At 32.3% G+C, this 17,960-nt stretch carries 17 protein-coding genes; 13 read left to right on the top strand and 4 right to left on the bottom strand.

Annotated elements, in window-relative coordinates; all coding sequences use genetic code 11:
• Nucleotides 1–15: 15 nt before the first annotated feature.
• Nucleotides 16–1,113: a hypothetical protein gene (locus tag AAC024_RS07475; protein WP_339894663.1), complete on the bottom strand. Its 1,098-nt coding sequence runs from the start codon at nucleotides 1,111–1,113 to the stop codon at nucleotides 16–18.
• A gap of 217 nt (nucleotides 1,114–1,330) precedes the next feature.
• On the opposite strand from AAC024_RS07475, the gene AAC024_RS07470 reads away from it, so the two are divergent.
• The gene (locus tag AAC024_RS07470) at nucleotides 1,331–2,554 is read left to right on the top strand and encodes a M20/M25/M40 family metallo-hydrolase (protein WP_339894662.1); all 1,224 of its coding nucleotides are present in this window, start codon (nucleotides 1,331–1,333) and stop codon (nucleotides 2,552–2,554) included.
• A 61-nt stretch (nucleotides 2,555–2,615) separates the two neighbouring features.
• Nucleotides 2,616–3,017, top strand: coding sequence for a DUF4345 domain-containing protein (locus tag AAC024_RS07465; protein WP_339894661.1), 402 nt, complete (start codon nucleotides 2,616–2,618; stop codon nucleotides 3,015–3,017).
• Here the strand turns inward: AAC024_RS07465 and AAC024_RS07460 are convergent.
• Both AAC024_RS07460 and AAC024_RS07455 read right to left on the bottom strand, forming a co-directional pair.
• A complete protein-coding gene (locus AAC024_RS07460; RefSeq protein WP_339894660.1) occupies nucleotides 2,982–3,191 on the bottom strand; it encodes a hypothetical protein in 210 nt (69 codons plus the stop codon). The genes AAC024_RS07465 and AAC024_RS07460 overlap by 36 nt on opposite strands.
• A 202-nt stretch (nucleotides 3,192–3,393) precedes the next feature.
• Nucleotides 3,394–4,788: a radical SAM protein gene (locus tag AAC024_RS07455; RefSeq protein WP_339894659.1), complete on the bottom strand. Its 1,395-nt coding sequence runs from the start codon at nucleotides 4,786–4,788 to the stop codon at nucleotides 3,394–3,396.
• 319 nt (nucleotides 4,789–5,107) lie between these two features.
• Between AAC024_RS07455 and AAC024_RS07450 the strand changes: the two genes are divergently transcribed.
• The 3 genes from AAC024_RS07450 to AAC024_RS07440 all read left to right on the top strand — a co-directional run bounded on the left by AAC024_RS07450 (nucleotide 5,108) and on the right by AAC024_RS07440 (nucleotide 9,117).
• Complete coding sequence (locus AAC024_RS07450) at nucleotides 5,108–6,295, top strand: phosphoglycerate kinase (RefSeq protein ID WP_339894658.1); 1,188 nt, start codon at nucleotides 5,108–5,110, stop codon at nucleotides 6,293–6,295.
• A 74-nt stretch (nucleotides 6,296–6,369) separates the two neighbouring features.
• Nucleotides 6,370–7,953, top strand: coding sequence for a LysM peptidoglycan-binding domain-containing protein (locus AAC024_RS07445; RefSeq protein ID WP_339894657.1), 1,584 nt, complete (start codon nucleotides 6,370–6,372; stop codon nucleotides 7,951–7,953).
• Between the two features lie 186 nt (nucleotides 7,954–8,139).
• Nucleotides 8,140–9,117 (top strand): DUF4837 family protein, encoded by a 978-nt coding sequence (locus AAC024_RS07440; RefSeq protein ID WP_339894656.1) that lies wholly within the window; start codon nucleotides 8,140–8,142, stop codon nucleotides 9,115–9,117.
• Between the two features lie 69 nt (nucleotides 9,118–9,186).
• Here AAC024_RS07440 and AAC024_RS07435 read toward each other — a convergent pair whose 3' ends face one another.
• Complete coding sequence (locus AAC024_RS07435) at nucleotides 9,187–9,372, bottom strand: twin-arginine translocase TatA/TatE family subunit (protein WP_271560418.1); 186 nt, start codon at nucleotides 9,370–9,372, stop codon at nucleotides 9,187–9,189.
• A 116-nt stretch (nucleotides 9,373–9,488) separates the two neighbouring features.
• Here AAC024_RS07435 and AAC024_RS07430 point away from each other — a divergent pair, with 116 nt between their 5' ends.
• The 8 genes from AAC024_RS07430 to rfbD are packed head-to-tail and all read left to right on the top strand — an operon-like array spanning nucleotide 9,489 to nucleotide 17,932.
• Complete coding sequence (locus AAC024_RS07430) at nucleotides 9,489–10,358, top strand: M23 family metallopeptidase (RefSeq protein WP_339894655.1); 870 nt, start codon at nucleotides 9,489–9,491, stop codon at nucleotides 10,356–10,358.
• 3 nt (nucleotides 10,359–10,361) lie between these two features.
• Nucleotides 10,362–11,855 carry a GH3 auxin-responsive promoter family protein gene (locus tag AAC024_RS07425; RefSeq protein ID WP_339894654.1) on the top strand — a complete coding sequence of 498 codons (1,494 nt, stop codon included), beginning with the start codon at nucleotides 10,362–10,364 and terminating at the stop codon, nucleotides 11,853–11,855.
• 38 nt (nucleotides 11,856–11,893) lie between these two features.
• The gene (locus AAC024_RS07420) at nucleotides 11,894–13,582 is read left to right on the top strand and encodes a hypothetical protein (protein WP_339894653.1); all 1,689 of its coding nucleotides are present in this window, start codon (nucleotides 11,894–11,896) and stop codon (nucleotides 13,580–13,582) included.
• A 9-nt stretch (nucleotides 13,583–13,591) separates the two neighbouring features.
• Nucleotides 13,592–14,671, top strand: coding sequence for a hypothetical protein (locus tag AAC024_RS07415; protein ID WP_339894652.1), 1,080 nt, complete (start codon nucleotides 13,592–13,594; stop codon nucleotides 14,669–14,671).
• Between the two features lie 8 nt (nucleotides 14,672–14,679).
• Nucleotides 14,680–15,726 (top strand): dTDP-glucose 4,6-dehydratase, encoded by a 1,047-nt coding sequence (gene rfbB, locus AAC024_RS07410; RefSeq protein ID WP_339894651.1) that lies wholly within the window; start codon nucleotides 14,680–14,682, stop codon nucleotides 15,724–15,726.
• Between the two features lie 12 nt (nucleotides 15,727–15,738).
• The gene (rfbA, locus tag AAC024_RS07405; protein ID WP_339894650.1) at nucleotides 15,739–16,605 is read left to right on the top strand and encodes a glucose-1-phosphate thymidylyltransferase RfbA; all 867 of its coding nucleotides are present in this window, start codon (nucleotides 15,739–15,741) and stop codon (nucleotides 16,603–16,605) included.
• Nucleotides 16,605–17,150: a dTDP-4-dehydrorhamnose 3,5-epimerase gene (gene rfbC, locus AAC024_RS07400; protein ID WP_339894649.1), complete on the top strand. Its 546-nt coding sequence runs from the start codon at nucleotides 16,605–16,607 to the stop codon at nucleotides 17,148–17,150. The genes rfbA and rfbC overlap by 1 nt, the downstream gene beginning before the upstream one ends.
• Nucleotides 17,147–17,932: a dTDP-4-dehydrorhamnose reductase gene (gene rfbD / locus AAC024_RS07395; RefSeq protein WP_339894648.1), complete on the top strand. Its 786-nt coding sequence runs from the start codon at nucleotides 17,147–17,149 to the stop codon at nucleotides 17,930–17,932. Before rfbC ends, rfbD begins: the two co-directional genes overlap by 4 nt.
• The last annotated feature ends 28 nt before the right edge of the window (nucleotides 17,933–17,960 follow it).

Below are 17,960 nucleotides of genomic sequence, written 5' to 3'. Positions count from 1 at the left end.
AGAATGTGCGTCCTTTTAGTCCTTCCATTCTGCAATAAACAAATTGGTGTCTCGACCGCCACCGTTATTTCTATTTGATGAAAATGCCAAATACTTACCATCGTTTGAAAACACAGGAAAAGCATCAAAGGTTTCGCTATGGGTAACACGTTCTAGGTTTTTACCGTCAATATCAATTAAGTATAAATTAAATGGAAAACCACGTTCTGCTTCAAAATTAGATGAAAACAAAATCTTTTTCCCTGACGGATGAAAAAACGGACTCCAATTGGCGTTTCCTAAATCGGTTAATTGACGTAAATCGCTCCCATCAGCATTACAAATGTAAAGTTCCATATCAGTAGGCTCAACTAAGCCTTCAGCTAATAGTTCTTTGTATGCTGCAATTTCTTTTTCTGTTTTAGGTCTTGATGAACGGAAGATGATTTTTGTACCATCAGGCGAAAAGAAGGCGCCACCATCATAACCCAATTCATTAGTAATTTGTTTAACATCTGTGCCATCAAGATTCATTGTATATAATTCTAAATCACCACTTCTGGTTGAGGTAAATACAATTTTATCGCCTTTAGGTGATACTGTTGGTTCAGCATCATAGCCTTTTTCATTGGTTAATTGATTTACTATGTTTCCTTCTAAATCGGCTACAAAAATGTCGAAAGTATCATAAACAGGCCAAATGTATTTTCCGTTTTTTCGAAGGGGTGTGTCAGGACATTTTTCATCACCTAAATGTGTTGATGCGTAAATAATATGCTTGTTGTCTGGTAAGAAATATGAGCAAGTGGTACGTCCTTTTCCTGTTGATACCATTGGCGGAATTTTATCCTTAAAAGTTTCGTCAAAATTCATTAAAAACATTTGATCGCAACTTACATTCCAGTTTTTGTTATTAGATTGAAATACGATTTGTTTATCATCAAAACTCCAATAGGCTTCAGCATTATCACCTCCAAATGTGATTTGTCTGATAGATTTAAAATGACTTTCTTCAGGAAATATTAATGAGTCTTTTACAGTCTCAACTTGCTTTTGGTCTTCAACATGTTTCTTTTTTTCGTCTTTACATGCAAAAACTAATAAAATTATTGCGATAAGGTATATTCGATTCATTCTGAAAAATATATAGTTAATACCAAATAAGTCCCAAAATAACTGATTAAATTCGGTTCTATTCCCTTTATATTTCAATATAAAATATAACCGTAACTATGGCTATGCTTATATTTTCTATTTCATCTAAAGAAAAGATAACTCAAATTTACTATCAATCATTTTAAAATTCATTTGGTATAATGATTAAATTTGAGTAAAATTAATATTTATAACTATGAAATACTTAATAGCACTTCTTTTTTTAGTTTTTTTAAATTCATGTAAAAAAGAAACCGTAAAATCAGTAACCATAAAAGCCGATGTTACTTTCTTGTCTGACGATGCTTTGGAAGGGCGTCAAACTGGAACAAAGGGCGAAAAAGCTGCCGCTGAATACATTGCAAAACGTTTAGAAAATTTAGGGTTAGAAGGCAAAGGAACAAATGAATATTTTCAAGTGTTTTCGTTTAAGCCAAAAACAAATCCACATCAAAAGGTAAACTACACGGTAAAAGACGGCGATAGCACCATTACAGGAACAAATGTTTTAGGGTTTATAAATAATAATGCAAAAAACACGATAGTTATTGGCGCACATTATGATCATTTGGGTTATGGAGCAGAAGGGTCGTTATATAGAGGTGAAAAAGCCATTCATAATGGTGCAGACGATAATGCAAGTGGTGTTGCCGTAATGTTGAATTTAGCTGAAAAACTAAAAGGAAATAACACAAATAACAACTATCTGCTCATGGCATTTTCTGGAGAAGAAATGGGTTTATTAGGGTCTAACTACTTTGTGAAAAACGCTACAATAGACACCGAAAAAATAAACTACATGATTAATATGGACATGGTAGGTCGATTAAAAGCAGATAGCACCTTAGCTGTTTATGGTGTTGGGACTTCACCCATTTTAAAACAAACTTTAAAAGCACATAACAGCAGTTTTAAATTGATTCAAAAAGAATCGGGAATTGGCCCAAGCGACCACACATCTTTTTACAATGCTGATATACCTGTGCTGCACTTTTTTACTGGTCAGCATGAAGATTATCATAAACCAAGCGACGATTTTGAAAAGCTGAATTACAAGGGCATGCAAACCATTTCTAATTATATTTTTGAAGTTATTACAGATTTGGATAACAACGGAAAATTACCTTTCAGAAAAACAAAGAACGAAAGTGAAGAAACGCCAAGATTCAAAGTTGGACTAGGTGTTATTCCTGATTATCTTTTTGATGGTAAAGGCATGCGAATTGACGGTATTAGTGAAGATAAACCAGCACAAAAGGCAGGTTTACAAAAAGGCGATATTGTTGTAAAATTAGGCGATAGTGCAGTTGTAGATATGATGAGCTACATGAGGGTTTTAGCGACATTCGAAAAAGGAAATACGACTAAAGTAATCGTAGATAGAAAAGGAGACATGGTTGAGGCAGAGATTAACTTTTAGATCTATTTTGAATAGACCTCACAGGTTTTTAAAACCTGTGAGGTCTTAAACAAAAACCACCATGAGCATATCCAAACAAGAATTCATCAATAAAATACACCTAATAATTTCAGTTTTAATTGTTGTTCCTGTGTCTTTTGTTTATGGATTTAATCCAAGTTCAGAATTTGATATTCATTTAAACACCGTTGATGAGCACAACTTTTTTAAAGCCATAATGGGCTTGTATTTGGGGTTTTCAATTCTATGGATTTTAGGAATATTTAAAGCTAACTATCTGAAGCTTGCCTTAATTACAAATCTTATTTTTATGCTCGGTTTAGGCTTTGGAAGAGTATTAAGTTTGATACTTGATGGCACGCCCACTTTTGGATATCTTTTCGGGACTTTCGCAGAATTATTTTTAGGATTTTATGGGCTTTGGGTTTTAAAATCCCGATATCAAAGTGCCACAAACACCTAAACTTATAATCACGTAAACAGCAGCAAGAATAAATAATATTTTAGCTGCTTTCTTATTCTTTTTAAGAATCGCAAAGCCAATAATAGTTAACAAAATGGCTGGACCAAACATAATGGCAATGATTAGATAAACTAAACCATCTAAATTCATATTTGGACCTAAAAAATAAATCATATTCAAAAAGATAAGACTCCACATACACCAAGACCTATAATAATATAAACCGTCGAAATTATAAATAAAACTTTTGCTGCTTTTAGATTCTTTTTTTTAATTACTAAACCTATAATTGTCATTATTATCGCAGGGCTTAATGCTAAAATTAGAACAATTAAAATTACCCATACAATCTCATTGCCCACTTCTAAAAAATGTGTCATACAATTTCGTTTCTAAGTTCCTCCAATCGTGCTTTTTTATCATCTCTATAAAACAAATTCATCGTTTCAAAAGGGATAATTTTATTGTCTTTATCCACAATATGCACACACGATTTTTTAATAGCACGCACATCAAAGTTATAAGCATCAATAAATTGCATGATAATAATACGGAATAAATTATCGTAACCCAAGTTAGGCGCATCAATATTTGGTAAGCAACACATGATACTTTTTAAATTTTCTTCAGCAACTTCAACAGAGTTTCCTGTGCTAAAGAGTTCAATCATTTTATCTTGTAATTGCGAATCTTGCTCGTAAATAATGGTGTTTTTACTATTATCTAACAAATCATTTGGATTAATATAGCGTGTTAACGGAAATACGTCATCATCTAATTTAAGCGCATAACCCATAACCAAAGCATCCGGATTACAGGGGACAGGCAATAAATCATCTGGATTAAAAATATCCATTTGTTCCATAATTTTTCTACGCACTTCGGTAAGCGTCATTCTATCGGTTTCTGGGTTAAAGTTTTCCAAGCGTCCAGCAATTTGAGTAGGCTGTAACGTTACACCTCGCACACATTTTTGCTTTAGCGCATAATCAATAATTTTTCCAATTTCATGGTCGTTTAATCCTTTTTGAAGCGTCACAACTAAGGTTGTAGAAAGGTTTACAGCATTCAAATTTTCAATCGCTTGTTCACGGAAATGATTTAAATCGGCACCACGTAATTCTCGCAGCACGCTATTTTCAAAAGAATCAAACTGTAAATAAATTTCAAAATCTGGAGCGTAAGTTTTTAGTCTTTCCGCGAAAGCGATATCCTTTGCAATTTTAATCCCATTAGTATTCAACATTAAATGCCTAATAGGAAGCGATTTTGCATAATCCATAATCTCCCAAAACTGCGGATGAATAGTTGGCTCGCCACCAGAAATCTGTACCACATCAGGCTCTTTCTCATTCCTAACAATAGTGTCTAACATAGCTTTAACCTCATCCAAAGTACGATGCCTACCATACGTTGGCGAGGAGCCCGCATAACAAGTAGGGCAGGTTAAATTACAGCGATCTGTAACCTCAACAACCGTTAGGCAAGAGTGCTGCTCGTGATCCGGACACAACCCACAATCATAAGGGCAACCATAATGCGTTTGGGTGTTAAATTTATAAGGCGTTTCACTAGGCTTATTGTAATTTCTAATATTTTTATAGTACGCAATATCATCAGCAATTAACACCTTAGAATTCCCGTGTTCGTTACAACGTTTCAGCATATAAACGTTTCCATTTTCAAACACAATTTTAGCATCCACCCGCTTTAAACACTCAGGGCACAGGCTTAACGTAAAATCATAATAAGTATAGTTTCTAACAGGCATATTTTGTGCTTTTAAATAATTATTTGGACGTTACCACAAGGGTCGGGCTCATATCTTTACATTCATAAAAGATAGTAAATTCTATCTTTGAAAAATAATCATTTTAAAACAACACAAAAAGAGCTTCAACAAATGCCTCAATCCCTATCGCAAACAAACCGCATAAAAGTTTTAAAAACCGACTATTTTAAAATTCATTTGGTGTAATTCATAAAATCTTTTAAGCTATATCGTTTTCGTAAAAAAACACGTTTTATATGGCTGTTTAATTAGTTACATTTGTAAACCAAAGACTTAAAAAACAAAAACATATACATACATGAAAACGCTTAACGATTATAATTTCGAAAACAAAAAAGCTTTAATCCGTGTGGATTTTAACGTGCCATTAAATGATAAATTTGAAGTTACGGATGCAACAAGAATTGTATCTGCTAAACCAACAATTATTAAAATTTTAGAAGACGGTGGAAGCTGTATTTTAATGTCGCATTTAGGACGTCCAAAAGGATTTCAAGATGAGTTTTCATTAAAACATATTGCAAGTAAAGTTGAGGATATTTTAGGTGTCGAAGTAATAACAGTTGCTGATTGTATTGGTGAAGATGTTGAAGTGGCAGCAGCAAGTTTAGAACCAGGTCAAATTTTGTTATTAGAGAATTTACGTTTTTACAAAGAGGAAACTGCTGGAGATGTTGGGTTTGCTGAGAAATTATCAAAATTAGGTGATATTTACGTTAATGATGCCTTTGGTACGGCACACAGAGCGCATGCTTCAACAACTATTGTGGCTCAGTTTTTTAAAGGTAAAAAATGTTTCGGTAAATTATTGGCTCAAGAAATTGAAAGTATCAACAAAGTCATGGCAACAGGCGAAAAACCAGTTTTAGCGATACTTGGTGGCGCAAAAGTATCTTCAAAAATAACGATTATTGAAAACATTTTAGATAAAGTAGATCACTTAATTATAGGTGGAGGCATGGCATTTACGTTTGTAAAAGCACAAGGTGGAAAAATTGGAAATTCAATTTGTGAGGATGATAAAATGCCTTTAGCCTTAGAGATTTTAAAACAAGCAAAGGCTAAAAACGTTCAAATTCATATTCCTGTTGATACCATTGCAGCAGACGCTTTTAGTAATGATGCTAATACGCAAATTGTTGATATTAATGAAATTCCTGATGGATGGGAAGGTGTTGATGCTGGAGCAAAGTCTATTGCACTTTTTCATGATGTAGTTATGCAATCAAAAACTATTCTTTGGAACGGGCCTCTAGGTGTGTTTGAAATGGAAAATTTTGCTGGAGGAACAATAGCATTAGGAAATTCAATTGCTGAAGCAACTAAAAAAGGAGCCTTTTCACTAGTTGGAGGTGGTGATTCTGTTGCAGCAGTTAAACAGTTTGGTTTTGAAGACAAAGTAAGCTACGTAAGTACTGGCGGAGGCGCTATGCTTGAAAGCTTAGAAGGAAAAATACTTCCTGGAATTGCTGCTATTTTAGAATAAATTGAAATAAGCTTTCAAATTCCCTTTTAAAATACGATTTTAGCCATAATAGCGTTCATAATTGAATAGATTTTATGGCTTTTCGTTTTTTTATAATATCATGTCTTTTTTGTATAAGCACTTGTTTTTCACAAACACAAGACTCTATTTCTATTCAAAATAATAAAAATAAAGACACCATTATTGTCCAAAATATTATTAAAGACTCTATAGTTGAAGATAATACGCTTGTTGTTAAAGTTATAAAAGCTGAAATAGACAGTACATCAATTAACAATTTAAAAGACAATGAATTCGCTCTTAAACTAGACGAAGCATGGTTTGAAGAGTTATATAGCAACCGTTTATTTGATACGATATATAAATCGGTTACAGAGTTAGATTATCAACCTGTTGATTACCCAGAGTTATCGACTGATACACTTAAAGCACGATTAAAAGAATTAGATGCCAGAACACCTTTTAATGTGGAGTACAACCCATCATTAGAAAGTGTTATAAAATCGTATTTAAAACACAGGCGTAACGCCATACAAAACCTTTTAACCTTAAGCGCATTTTACTTCCCTATGTTTGAAGGCGAGTTAGATAAACATGATATTCCTTTAGAAATAAAATACTTAGCTATAGTAGAATCTGCATTAAAACCAAGAGCAAGATCTAGAGTAGGTGCTACCGGTTTATGGCAGTTTATGTTTGGTACAGGTAAAGAATATGGGCTTGATGTAAGTAGTTATGTTGATGAACGTAGCGACCCAATAAAATCTACCGAAGCGGCTGCAAAATATTTAGCAAGATTATATAAAATTTTTGGCGATTGGGATTTGGCTCTAGCAGCGTATAATTCGGGCCCTGGAAATGTTAGTAAGGCTATTCGACGTTCAGGAGGTTATAGAAATTATTGGAACATTCGTCATAATTTACCACGAGAAACTGCAGGGTATTTACCAGCATTTTTAGCCAATATGTATATTTTTGAATATGCTGAAGCTCACGGTTTTAAAAAGTATAAACCAGAATTAGCTTATTTTGAGACAGACACAGTTAGGGTAAAACAGATGATTACGCTAGATCAAGTTTCAGAAGCCACAGGAACACCAATTGAGCAACTTCAGTTTTTAAACCCGTCTTACAAATTAGATATTATTCCGTTTATTAAAGACAAAAATTACGTGTTAAGATTACCTATTGATGTGGTGGGTAAATTTGTAAACAACGAAGATAGAATTTATGCATTTGCTAAAGCAGAATTTGATAAACGCGAAAAACCCATGCCGCAATTTTCTAAAGCTGATGCAAAAGTGACATACCGCGTAAAGTCTGGTGATTACTTAGGTAAAATATCTAGAATGTATGGGGTTAGGGTTAGCAATATAAAAAAGTGGAATGGATTAAGAAGTAATAATTTAAAGATTGGGCAACGACTAATTATTTACCCACGAAAACCTCACGTATCGACTTCTTCTTCCGCGAAAGCGACAATAAAACCAAAACCCATTTCTGGGAAAGTTATCACTTATGTGGTTCAAAGTGGAGACTCGCTTTGGAGTATTTCTCAAAAATTTCCTGGAGTTTCTATTCAAAATATTAAAGATTGGAATGGTATTAGTGGTAGTAAATTAAAACCAGGAATGAAACTTAAAATTTCTAAGGGTTAAATTCTTAAAGTCTGTTTAAGAATTTGTGATTAGAATTTTTATAGGCTATTTTTGATGCAGTATGAGGCAAAATTTTTAAACATAGCCTAGTTACGGTTCAAAATTTTAACAAAATAATGCACAAAAAGAGGTATAAAAAAATAATTAACGAAATCTTAAAACAGACTCTTAAACTTAAAATATATTATGCGACATTTTCTTTTATCAGTATTATCCTTAACGCTATTAATGTCATGTGGTAATAAAAACGCGTCTAAAGAAAAATATCTTCCTGATGCATCTGGAGCCATTAACAATGTATCTGTTGTAACAGAAAATGATTTGTGGGACGGTCGTGTTGGTGAAGCGATAAGAAATGTGCTTGCAAAACCTATTTACGGTTTACCACAAGATGAACCAACATTTACAATTAGTCAAATTCCAACATCAGTTTTTTCTGGTTTTGTTACTAAAAACAGAACGGTCTTGAAAATTGAAACTCATAAAGAAGCAGGTATAATTATTTCTGATAATGTGTATGCTAAACCTCAAAAAGTTATAGTGGTATCAGGAAAAACTAAAGAAGAAATCATTGAAGTACTTAAAGCAAATGAAACAAAGATTGTAGATACTTTTAAAAATGAAGAAATAAATGCAAGATTGCGCCAAATGGCAAAATCGCCACACAGTTTTGAGACTATTAAAGAAAAACTAGGGCTAACTATTGAGTTTGCTTCCGTTTACAGAAAGGCAAAAGAAACCGATAACTTCTTTTGGATTAGAAGAGATATCACAACAGGCACAAGTAATTTGATGATTTATGAGTTGCCTTATAATGCTATTAAAAGAAACGATAGTGTGGTTAATCAAATAATCAAGATAAGAGATTCTATTGGCAAAACCTATATTGAAGGGCCTGTTGAAGGCTCTTATTTAATTACTGAAAATGCATATACGCCTTTTCATGGGGAAACTATTATAGACAATAAACCAACGTTAGAAACTAAAGGTATTTGGGATGTTAAAAATGCCTTTATGGGAGGGCCGTTTATAAATTATGCCATTGAAGATAAAATTAACAAACGTTGGGTGGTTGTTGAAGGGTTTGCTTTTGCACCTTCAGTCGAAAAACGAAATTATATGCTAGAACTTGAAGCGATTATTAGATCGGTTAAAATTCAGTAATTAAAAGTCTATTTTAAAAACAAAAAACCAGCTCATTGAGCTGGTTTTTAGTTATCAGATAAATTGAATTTATCCTTTTTTATCTTCTGTAGATTCTTCTTCTTCTTTGCTAGCGTCTTTAAATTCCTTTATTCCACTTCCTAGCCCGCGCATTAATTCAGGTATTTTTTTACCTCCAAATAAAAGTAAAACAACAATAACAATTAATGCTATTTGCCAAGGTCCTATTGCTAAGGGTAACATATATAAGCTCATAATAATGATTTTAAAAAGCAAAGTTAATAATTAAAGTTAAATAAATCCGTTTTAAGCACAACTTTAGCATACCGACAACGAAGTCTTGTTATAAATTTATTTATTTTTGTTTCAACATGACAGACAAAAAAAAGAAACCAAAAAAGATAAAACGAAAACTACTAGATAAGTATCGGTTAATGATACTTAATGAAAACACTTTTGAAGAGCGTTTATCATTTAAACTAACCAGATTAAATGTTTTTGTAATAACCTCGTTAATGGCCATTTTTTTTATAGCATTAACCTATTTACTCATTGCATTTACACCACTTAAAGAATACATTCCTGGATATTCATCTACAGCATTAAAAAAGAAAGCGACAGAGTTAAGTTATAAAACAGATTCGTTACAGGGTGTTATTGTTATGAATGATCGCTATTATGAATCCATAAAAAAAGTGCTTACGGGCGATTTGAATGCCGTGGATTTTAATAAAGATTCCATCATTCAAGCTGTAAAATTAGAAGCAAGCGAAGTAGATTTAAGTCCAATAGCTGAAGATTCATTACTTCGCGAAAAAGTTGATAAAGAAGATAAGTATAACCTCTTCGAATCTGCAACTACAGCAACTAATTTTGTGTTATTTCCGCCAGTAAGTGGCACCATAAGTGAGGCTTATAATGCTAAAGAAAAACACTATGCTGTTGATATTGTTGTAGCAAAAGACACACCAATTAAAGCCACTGCAGATGGTATTGTAATTTTTGCTGAATGGACTGCTAGTACAGGTTATGTAATTATTATTGAACATAGCTATGGATTAATTTCAATTTATAAACACAATGCAGCTTTAACAAAAACACAAGGTGATTTAGTTAAAGCTGGTGAAGTTATTGCTACCGCAGGAAATACAGGTGAATTATCAACAGGACCACATTTGCATTTCGAGCTTTGGAACGACGGTTACCCAATTAATCCAACAAATTTTATAGATTTTAAATAGACTATGCTATCAATAAAGTCAGTTCTAGCAAAACTTTTTGCCAAACGTATTTATAAGAAAGTTCAAAAATGGGCAAATAATCCTATTGAAACTCAAAATAGAGTATTTCAAGATTTAATTTCAGAAGCAACTAATACTCAGTTTGGACAAGACCATGATTTTGTGAGCATAAATAATTATAAAGATTTTGTAAAACGTGTTCCTGTAAGAGACTATGAAGCACTTAAACCTTATGTTGAAAAGATGGTTGCAGGTGAAGAAGATATTCTTTGGAAAGATAAACCCATTTATTTTGCAAAAACATCAGGTACAACATCAGGTTCAAAATATATACCTATTACAAAAGAGAGTATGCCTAGTCATGTTGAAGCAGCAAGAAATGCTATTTTGATGTATATTCATGAAACGGGTAATAGTAAATTTGTAAATGGTAAAATGATTTTTTTACAAGGAAGCCCTATTTTGAACGAGCAAAATGGAGTGCAATTAGGAAGACTATCAGGTATTGTAGCCCATTACGTGCCGAAATATTTACAAAAAAACAGATTACCTTCATGGGAAACCAATTGTATTGAAGATTGGGAAACTAAAGTTGATGCTATAGTTGAAGAAACTTTACCAGAGAATATGACGATTATTTCTGGAATCCCATCTTGGGTTCAAATGTATTTTGAAAAACTTCAGCAAAAAACAGGAAAGAAAGTAGGTGATGTATTCAAAAATTTCAATCTATTCATTTTTGGAGGCGTTAATTACGAACCTTATAGAGCAAAATTTGAAAACCTTATTGGCAGAAAAGTAGATAGTATAGAGTTATATCCGGCAAGCGAAGGATTTTTTGCTTTTCAAGATAAACAGAATGAGAATGGGATGTTGCTTCAGCTTAATTCAGGCATTTTTTATGAGTTTATTAAGGCAGATGCCTTTTTTGATGAAAACCCAAAACGAATCACCATTGCGGCCGTTGAAGTTGGGGTAAACTATGTCATGATAATCTCAACAAACGCAGGTTTATGGGCTTACAATATTGGAGATACAGTTCAGTTTACTTCTATAAAACCATTTAGAGTTATTGTTTCTGGAAGAATAAAACATTTTATTTCAGCTTTTGGGGAACATGTTATTGGTAAGGAAGTTGAGCAGGCCATGCAAGACGCTACATTAAACTCTAATGTTAGAATTTCAGAATTTACTGTAGCGCCACAAATAAGTCCTAAAGAAGGACTTCCATATCATGAATGGTTTATTGAATTTGAAAACGAACCAGAAAACCTTTCCGCTTTAGCGAAAAAAATTGATGAATCACTTCAAAAACAAAATAGTTATTATTTCGATTTGATTAAAGGCAAAGTATTGCAACCTTTAAAAATCACTAAAGTTAAAAAAGGAGGCTTTCAAGAGTACATGAAATCTGTTGGTAAATTAGGAGGACAAAACAAGCTTCCCAGATTGTCGAATGACAGAAAATTAGTTGCTAGTTTCCCCCCTATAAATTAAACCAAATAGTAGTATATTTGCCACAACCAAATTAAATTATGAGTAGTAAAAAACATCACGAAAGAACCCGTGCTCAAGAAAGCTCAAACGCTATTGAGCGAATGTATGTTACTATGCGTCATTTATTTAACAGGGGGTTTTATAAACCTATGGGTATTTCTGGTGAAACTTTACGACAGTCATTATTATTATTAAGACCTGAGATTTATGGGTCTATAGGTGACGAAAAAGCTGAATTAGAAGGCTTACTTTATGTTATAGATAGATTACCAAAAGGTATTGAAGAGTGCACATTTATCAATTTAACAAGTGATGAAGGGTATTCTACTTCTCATTTTAAACCTATAATTCCAGAAAAACGGCGTCGTAATTGTTACAGAATAGACGATGAACAAATGAATATTGAGATAACGAGAGGTCGATCAGAAATCTATGATATTCTTACGCATCTTACTTTTCTTTTTATTGAATCGCACAAAATAAGTAAACGTGTTGTAATAAACGAACAAGGTGCTACAACAAGAGATTGGATAAAACTTGAAAAAGCCGTTTTATCTAAAAAGAAACTTACCCAAGAAGAGCGTGAAGTTGCTATTACGCATGTAGCTAATATTTTAGGAAGAACATTTAATGAATTAAGTACTGTTTATAACGAATTTGCTATTCCTTCACAACCTGAAAGGTTGCTACATATTGTGTATTGGCTGGGAAAACTTGCTATTGAAGAATTGATAAATAACAACAAACGAACCGTTACTTTTAGTCCGGTTTTAAGAGAGCGAATTGGGCATCACATTCATGGCGAAATTTGGTCTGATGAGATTAAAGATACGCTGCATAAAAATGGTTTGTTAGAAAGACCAATTCATATTATTAGCGCCAACATGCATAGTGTGATGAATACACTTTATGCTTTTAATGTTCTAAAGCCAAATACCCAAAAGACCGATATATTTGATATATACCAATCTTTAAGTAAAAAAGAAAACGAAGTTTTACGCAATAAAGTAACTAAGGAAGCGTTGCAAAAAGGCATGATTTATATTGAAGATACTTCTGGGGCCAATATTGATGTTCAAATATTTGATTCAACTAAGTTTGATGTCTCTAAAATGGACATTAAAGTATCTGAATCAAGTCTAAAACAAAACCCCCCTGTTATTTTAGTCATGGATTATGCTTTTGGAGAACAAGCTTATGAAACTATTGATGAATTACTTAAACCATACAAGCAAAAAGGAAAAAAACATCTTCTTAATGTAGAATCTATATCAATTATGGGTAAGGCGGGAATTTTAGAAGGCGGAAAAGGCGATATTATGATTCCGTCTGCTCACATTTTTGAAGGTACAGCCGATAATTATCCTTTTAAAAATGAATTAAAAAGAGAAGATTTAGAAGGCCAGGGTATTAATATTTGCGAGGGCTCTATGATTACGGTTTTAGGAACATCACTTCAAAATAAAGATATTTTAAAATTCTTTTATAATTCCACTTGGAATGTAATTGGTTTAGAAATGGAAGGCGCACATTACCAAAAAGCTATTCAAGCAGCGTCTAAAGTCCGAGGCAGTATAAGTCCAGATGTAAAAGTAAGATACGCATATTATGCTAGTGATAATCCTTTAAAAACGGGAGGTACGTTGGCTTCAGGTGGTTTAGGAACTTCGGGCGTTAAACCAACCTATTTAATAACAAGAACAATATTAGAGCAAATATTTAATTAACAAAAAATTATGAGTAAAGATTTATCACCACAACCAGAATCTGAAGAAGTTGATTTAGGGCAATTGTTTAAAGTTATAGGGAATGCCTTTCAAAGATTTTTTGATTTTATAGCTTCAATTTTTAAAGGCTTATATAAAGTTGTCTTATTGTTTTTAATCCATATTTATAATCGATTAAAATGGTATGCTTTAGCAATTTCTTTAGGTGTTATTCTGGGATTTGTCTTAGATAAAATTAGTGAAGAGATATACGGTGCTAATGTATTTATTGAAACCAATTACAGCTCCTCACATCAGGTGTATGAAAACATGAAATACTTACATCAATTGGCATATAAAGATCAAGATTCTATAGAATTAGCAAGAAAATTAAAGATACCCGTTGTGGATGCGGCCACATTAAAAGGCTTTTATATTGAACCAGACATCGATGAGAATGAAAAAATAAAAATGTTTGTTGAATTTAAAAAAGGCTTGGATTCTCTAGCAAGAGAGGAGTATACTTATAAAACTTTTAACGCTTCCATAAATTTTTATAGTTTCAAGCGGCACAAAATAGGTATAGCATCTACAGATCGTTTTATATTCGGCAAACTTCGGGGTAAATTAATTAATGCAATTACTGATAATGACTATTTAATTAAATTAAAAAACGTAGCCTTAAAGAATTATAAAACTCTGGATATGTCACTTCAAGTAGAACAACAAAAAATGGATTCTTTGGTGGGCATTTATTTAAGTATTAGAGACCGTGAGTCTAAAAAAGAGGCTGTAGTTGGTTCTGGGACTAATTTCTTTATGGCTAACGGACAACAACAAAGTGATTTGTTAATGAATGAAACGGTTTTAATAAACAATATTTCAAGTCTAGAAACACAACGAAGAGAAATTGAAAAAGCTATTGTAATTAATGGTAATATTGTTAATGTTATAGCAGATTTTCCTGATGCGGGTTATGATATTTCTGAATGGAAAGACAAGAAAAAATTTGTGTTACCAATATTATTTTTTATACTCACATTTATTGGCTTTTTGTTAATTGGTTTCGGGCAGTACTTATCCGAGGAAGATAAGAGGTTAAATTTATAGATATAACAATGAATACTATTCTAGTAACAGGTGGAGCAGGTTTTATTGGTTCACATGTTGTAAGACTATTTGTGGAAAAATATCCGAATTATCATATTTATAATTTAGATGCATTGACCTATGCAGGAAACCTAGAGAATTTAAAAGATATTGAACACAATACTAATTACACATTCATAAAAGGAGATATAACAGACGAAGATTTTATTAATGCACTTTTTGAAGAGCACAAGTTTGATAGTGTAATTCATTTAGCTGCAGAATCTCATGTAGATAGGTCTATCCAAGATCCATTAGCATTTGTTAAAACCAATGTTATTGGAACAATGAATCTTTTGAATGCTGCTAAAAAGTATTGGAATGGTAATTTTACAAACAAACGTTTTTATCATGTAAGTACCGATGAAGTTTACGGTACATTAGGACAAACGGGGTTATTTACTGAAACTACAGCTTATAACCCGAATTCTCCATACTCAGCTTCAAAAGCAAGTTCAGATCATTTTGTAAGAGCTTATGGCGAAACTTATAAATTACCTTATGTTATAACCAATTGTTCTAATAACTATGGTCAAAATCAATTTCCAGAGAAGTTAATTCCTTTATTTATCAATAATATTATTAACAACAAACCATTACCTGTCTATGGTGATGGAAACTATACTAGAGATTGGTTGTATGTAAAAGATCATGCCAGAGCAATAGATTTAGTATATCACAAAGGAATTAATGGTGAAACTTACAATATTGGAGGCTTCAACGAGTGGAAAAACATTGATTTAGTTAGGTTATTATGCCAACAAATGGATGTTGAATTAGGACGATCAAAAGGGACTTCAGAACAATTAATCACGTATGTAAAAGATCGCCCAGGGCATGATTTACGTTATGCTATTGATGCATCAAAAATAAAGAATGAATTAGGCTGGAAACCTTCGGTAACATTTGAACAAGGTCTTGAAAAAACAATTAAATGGTATTTGAGTAACGAAGATTGGTTGAATAATGTAACAAGTGGCCAATACCAATCCTATTATAAAAAACAATATAATTAGATTATAAAACTAATGAAAGGTATTATACTAGCAGGAGGATCTGGCACAAGATTACACCCATTAACATTATCAGTAAGTAAGCAACTTATGCCTATTTATGATAAACCAATGGTTTATTATCCGCTCTCTACCTTAATGTATGCGGGAATAAATGAAATATTAATAATCTCTACCCCAAAAGATTTACCCCTTTTTAAAGATCTTTTAGGAGATGGAAAAAAATATGGATGTAAATTTGAATACGCAATTCAAAATGCCCCAAATGGATTAGCCGAGGCCTTTATAATTGGTGCGGATTTTATAGGAAATGATAAAGTAGCATTAATTTTAGGAGATAATATTTTCTATGGAACAGGATTAAGTAAGCTTTTACAAGCAAATAACAATCCAGATGGAGGTATTATTTATGCATACAGAGTTCATGATCCAGAGCGATATGGTGTTGTTGAATTTAACGAAAAAGAGCAAGTGGTTTCAATTGAAGAAAAACCTAAAACACCTAAATCCAATTTTGCCGTTCCAGGTATTTATTTTTACGACAATTCTGTTGTTGACATAGCAAAAAACATAAAACCTAGCCATAGAGGAGAACTAGAGATTACAGACGTAAATAAAGCCTACTTAGAAAAAGAAAAGTTAAGCGTAAGCGTTTTAGATAGAGGAACAGCTTGGTTAGATACGGGTACATTCCAATCACTAATGCAGGCCTCTCAATTTGTTGAAGTTATAGAGGAAAGGCAAGGATTAAAAATAGGCTCAATAGAGGCTGCTGCGTTTGAAATGAAGTACATAAATGAAGAACAATTTATAGCATTAGCAAAACCATTGCTTAAAAGTGGGTATGGTAAAAACTTATTAGGACTACTGAAAAAAAAATAATGACTGTAAAAGAAACCAAACTAAAAGGGTGTTTTATAATAGAACCAAAAATTTTTGAAGATAAAAGAGGATATTTTCTAGAAAGTTACAATCAAAAAACGTTTAACAAATTAATAGGAACTAATATTAATTTTGTTCAAGATAATGAGTCTTTTTCATCAAAAGGAGTTTTAAGAGGACTACATTATCAAACAGGTGCTCATGCTCAAGCAAAACTGGTTCGTGTTTTAAAGGGTAAAGTTTTAGATGTAGCTGTAGACCTTAGAAAAGAATCTCAAACTTTTGGGCAATATACAGCGGTAGAATTATCGGAAGAAAACAGAAAGCAATTATTTGTGCCAAGAGGTTTTGCTCATGGATTTATAGTATTAGAAGATGATACCGTTTTTTTATATAAATGTGATAACTATTATGATAAAACTTCGGAATCTGGTATCATATTCAATGATAAGGCTTTAAATATAAATTGGAATTTCCCTGAAGGAAAAATGATTGTATCTGAAAAAGACAAAAACTTAACAACGTTTGAAAATCTATTTAAATGATAAAAAAAGTTTTAGTTACAGGAGCCAATGGTCAATTAGGAAAAACCATTAATGAACTATACAAAAAAAACGATATTGGATTAGAGTTTGTTTTTGTTTCTAGAGAGGCATTTGACATTACTAAAAAAGAGAATATCAATGCTCTTTTTAGTAAACAAAAATTTGATTACTGCATAAATTGTGCAGCTTACACCAACGTTGAACAAGCAGAAAAAACACCAGAAATAGCCTATAAAATTAATGCTGAAGGAGTTAAGAATCTTTCCCATGCATGTGAAGAAAATGACGTTATCTTAATTCATATTTCAACCGATTATGTGTTTGATGGAGAAAAGGAAACACCTTATATTGTAAGTGATGAAACCAATCCTATTAATAAATATGGGAAGTCTAAATTAGAAGGTGAAAATCATATAAAAAGTATGTTAACTAAATATTTTGTTATCAGAACGTCATGGTTATACAGTAAAAAACACGGTAATAATTTCTATAAAACGATTCTCAAAAAGGCCAAAACCGAGAACCAACTATCAATTACTACGGAACAAAAAGGTTGTCCGACAGACACTGTTAATTTATCAAAATTTATTATTAAATTAATCCAAGAAAACAGTCCCGTTTTTGGATTTTTTCATTTTTGTGATGAAAAAGTCATGACTTGGTATGATTTTGCTGAACAGATACTCATAGAAAACAACCTCTCTAATAATATAAATCTTGTTAAAGCAAACAATTATCGTACTTTTGCAAGGCGACCTAAAAGCTCAGTTTTAAAGAATTGAAACCATAGGTATTAATTAAAAATAGGAT

This window comes from uncultured Algibacter sp., assembly GCF_963976535.1.
In the GTDB taxonomy this organism is placed as follows: domain Bacteria; phylum Bacteroidota; class Bacteroidia; order Flavobacteriales; family Flavobacteriaceae; genus Algibacter_B.
The sequence above is the reverse complement of the archived record's forward strand: the minus strand, read 5'-3'. Positions and strand labels throughout refer to the sequence as shown.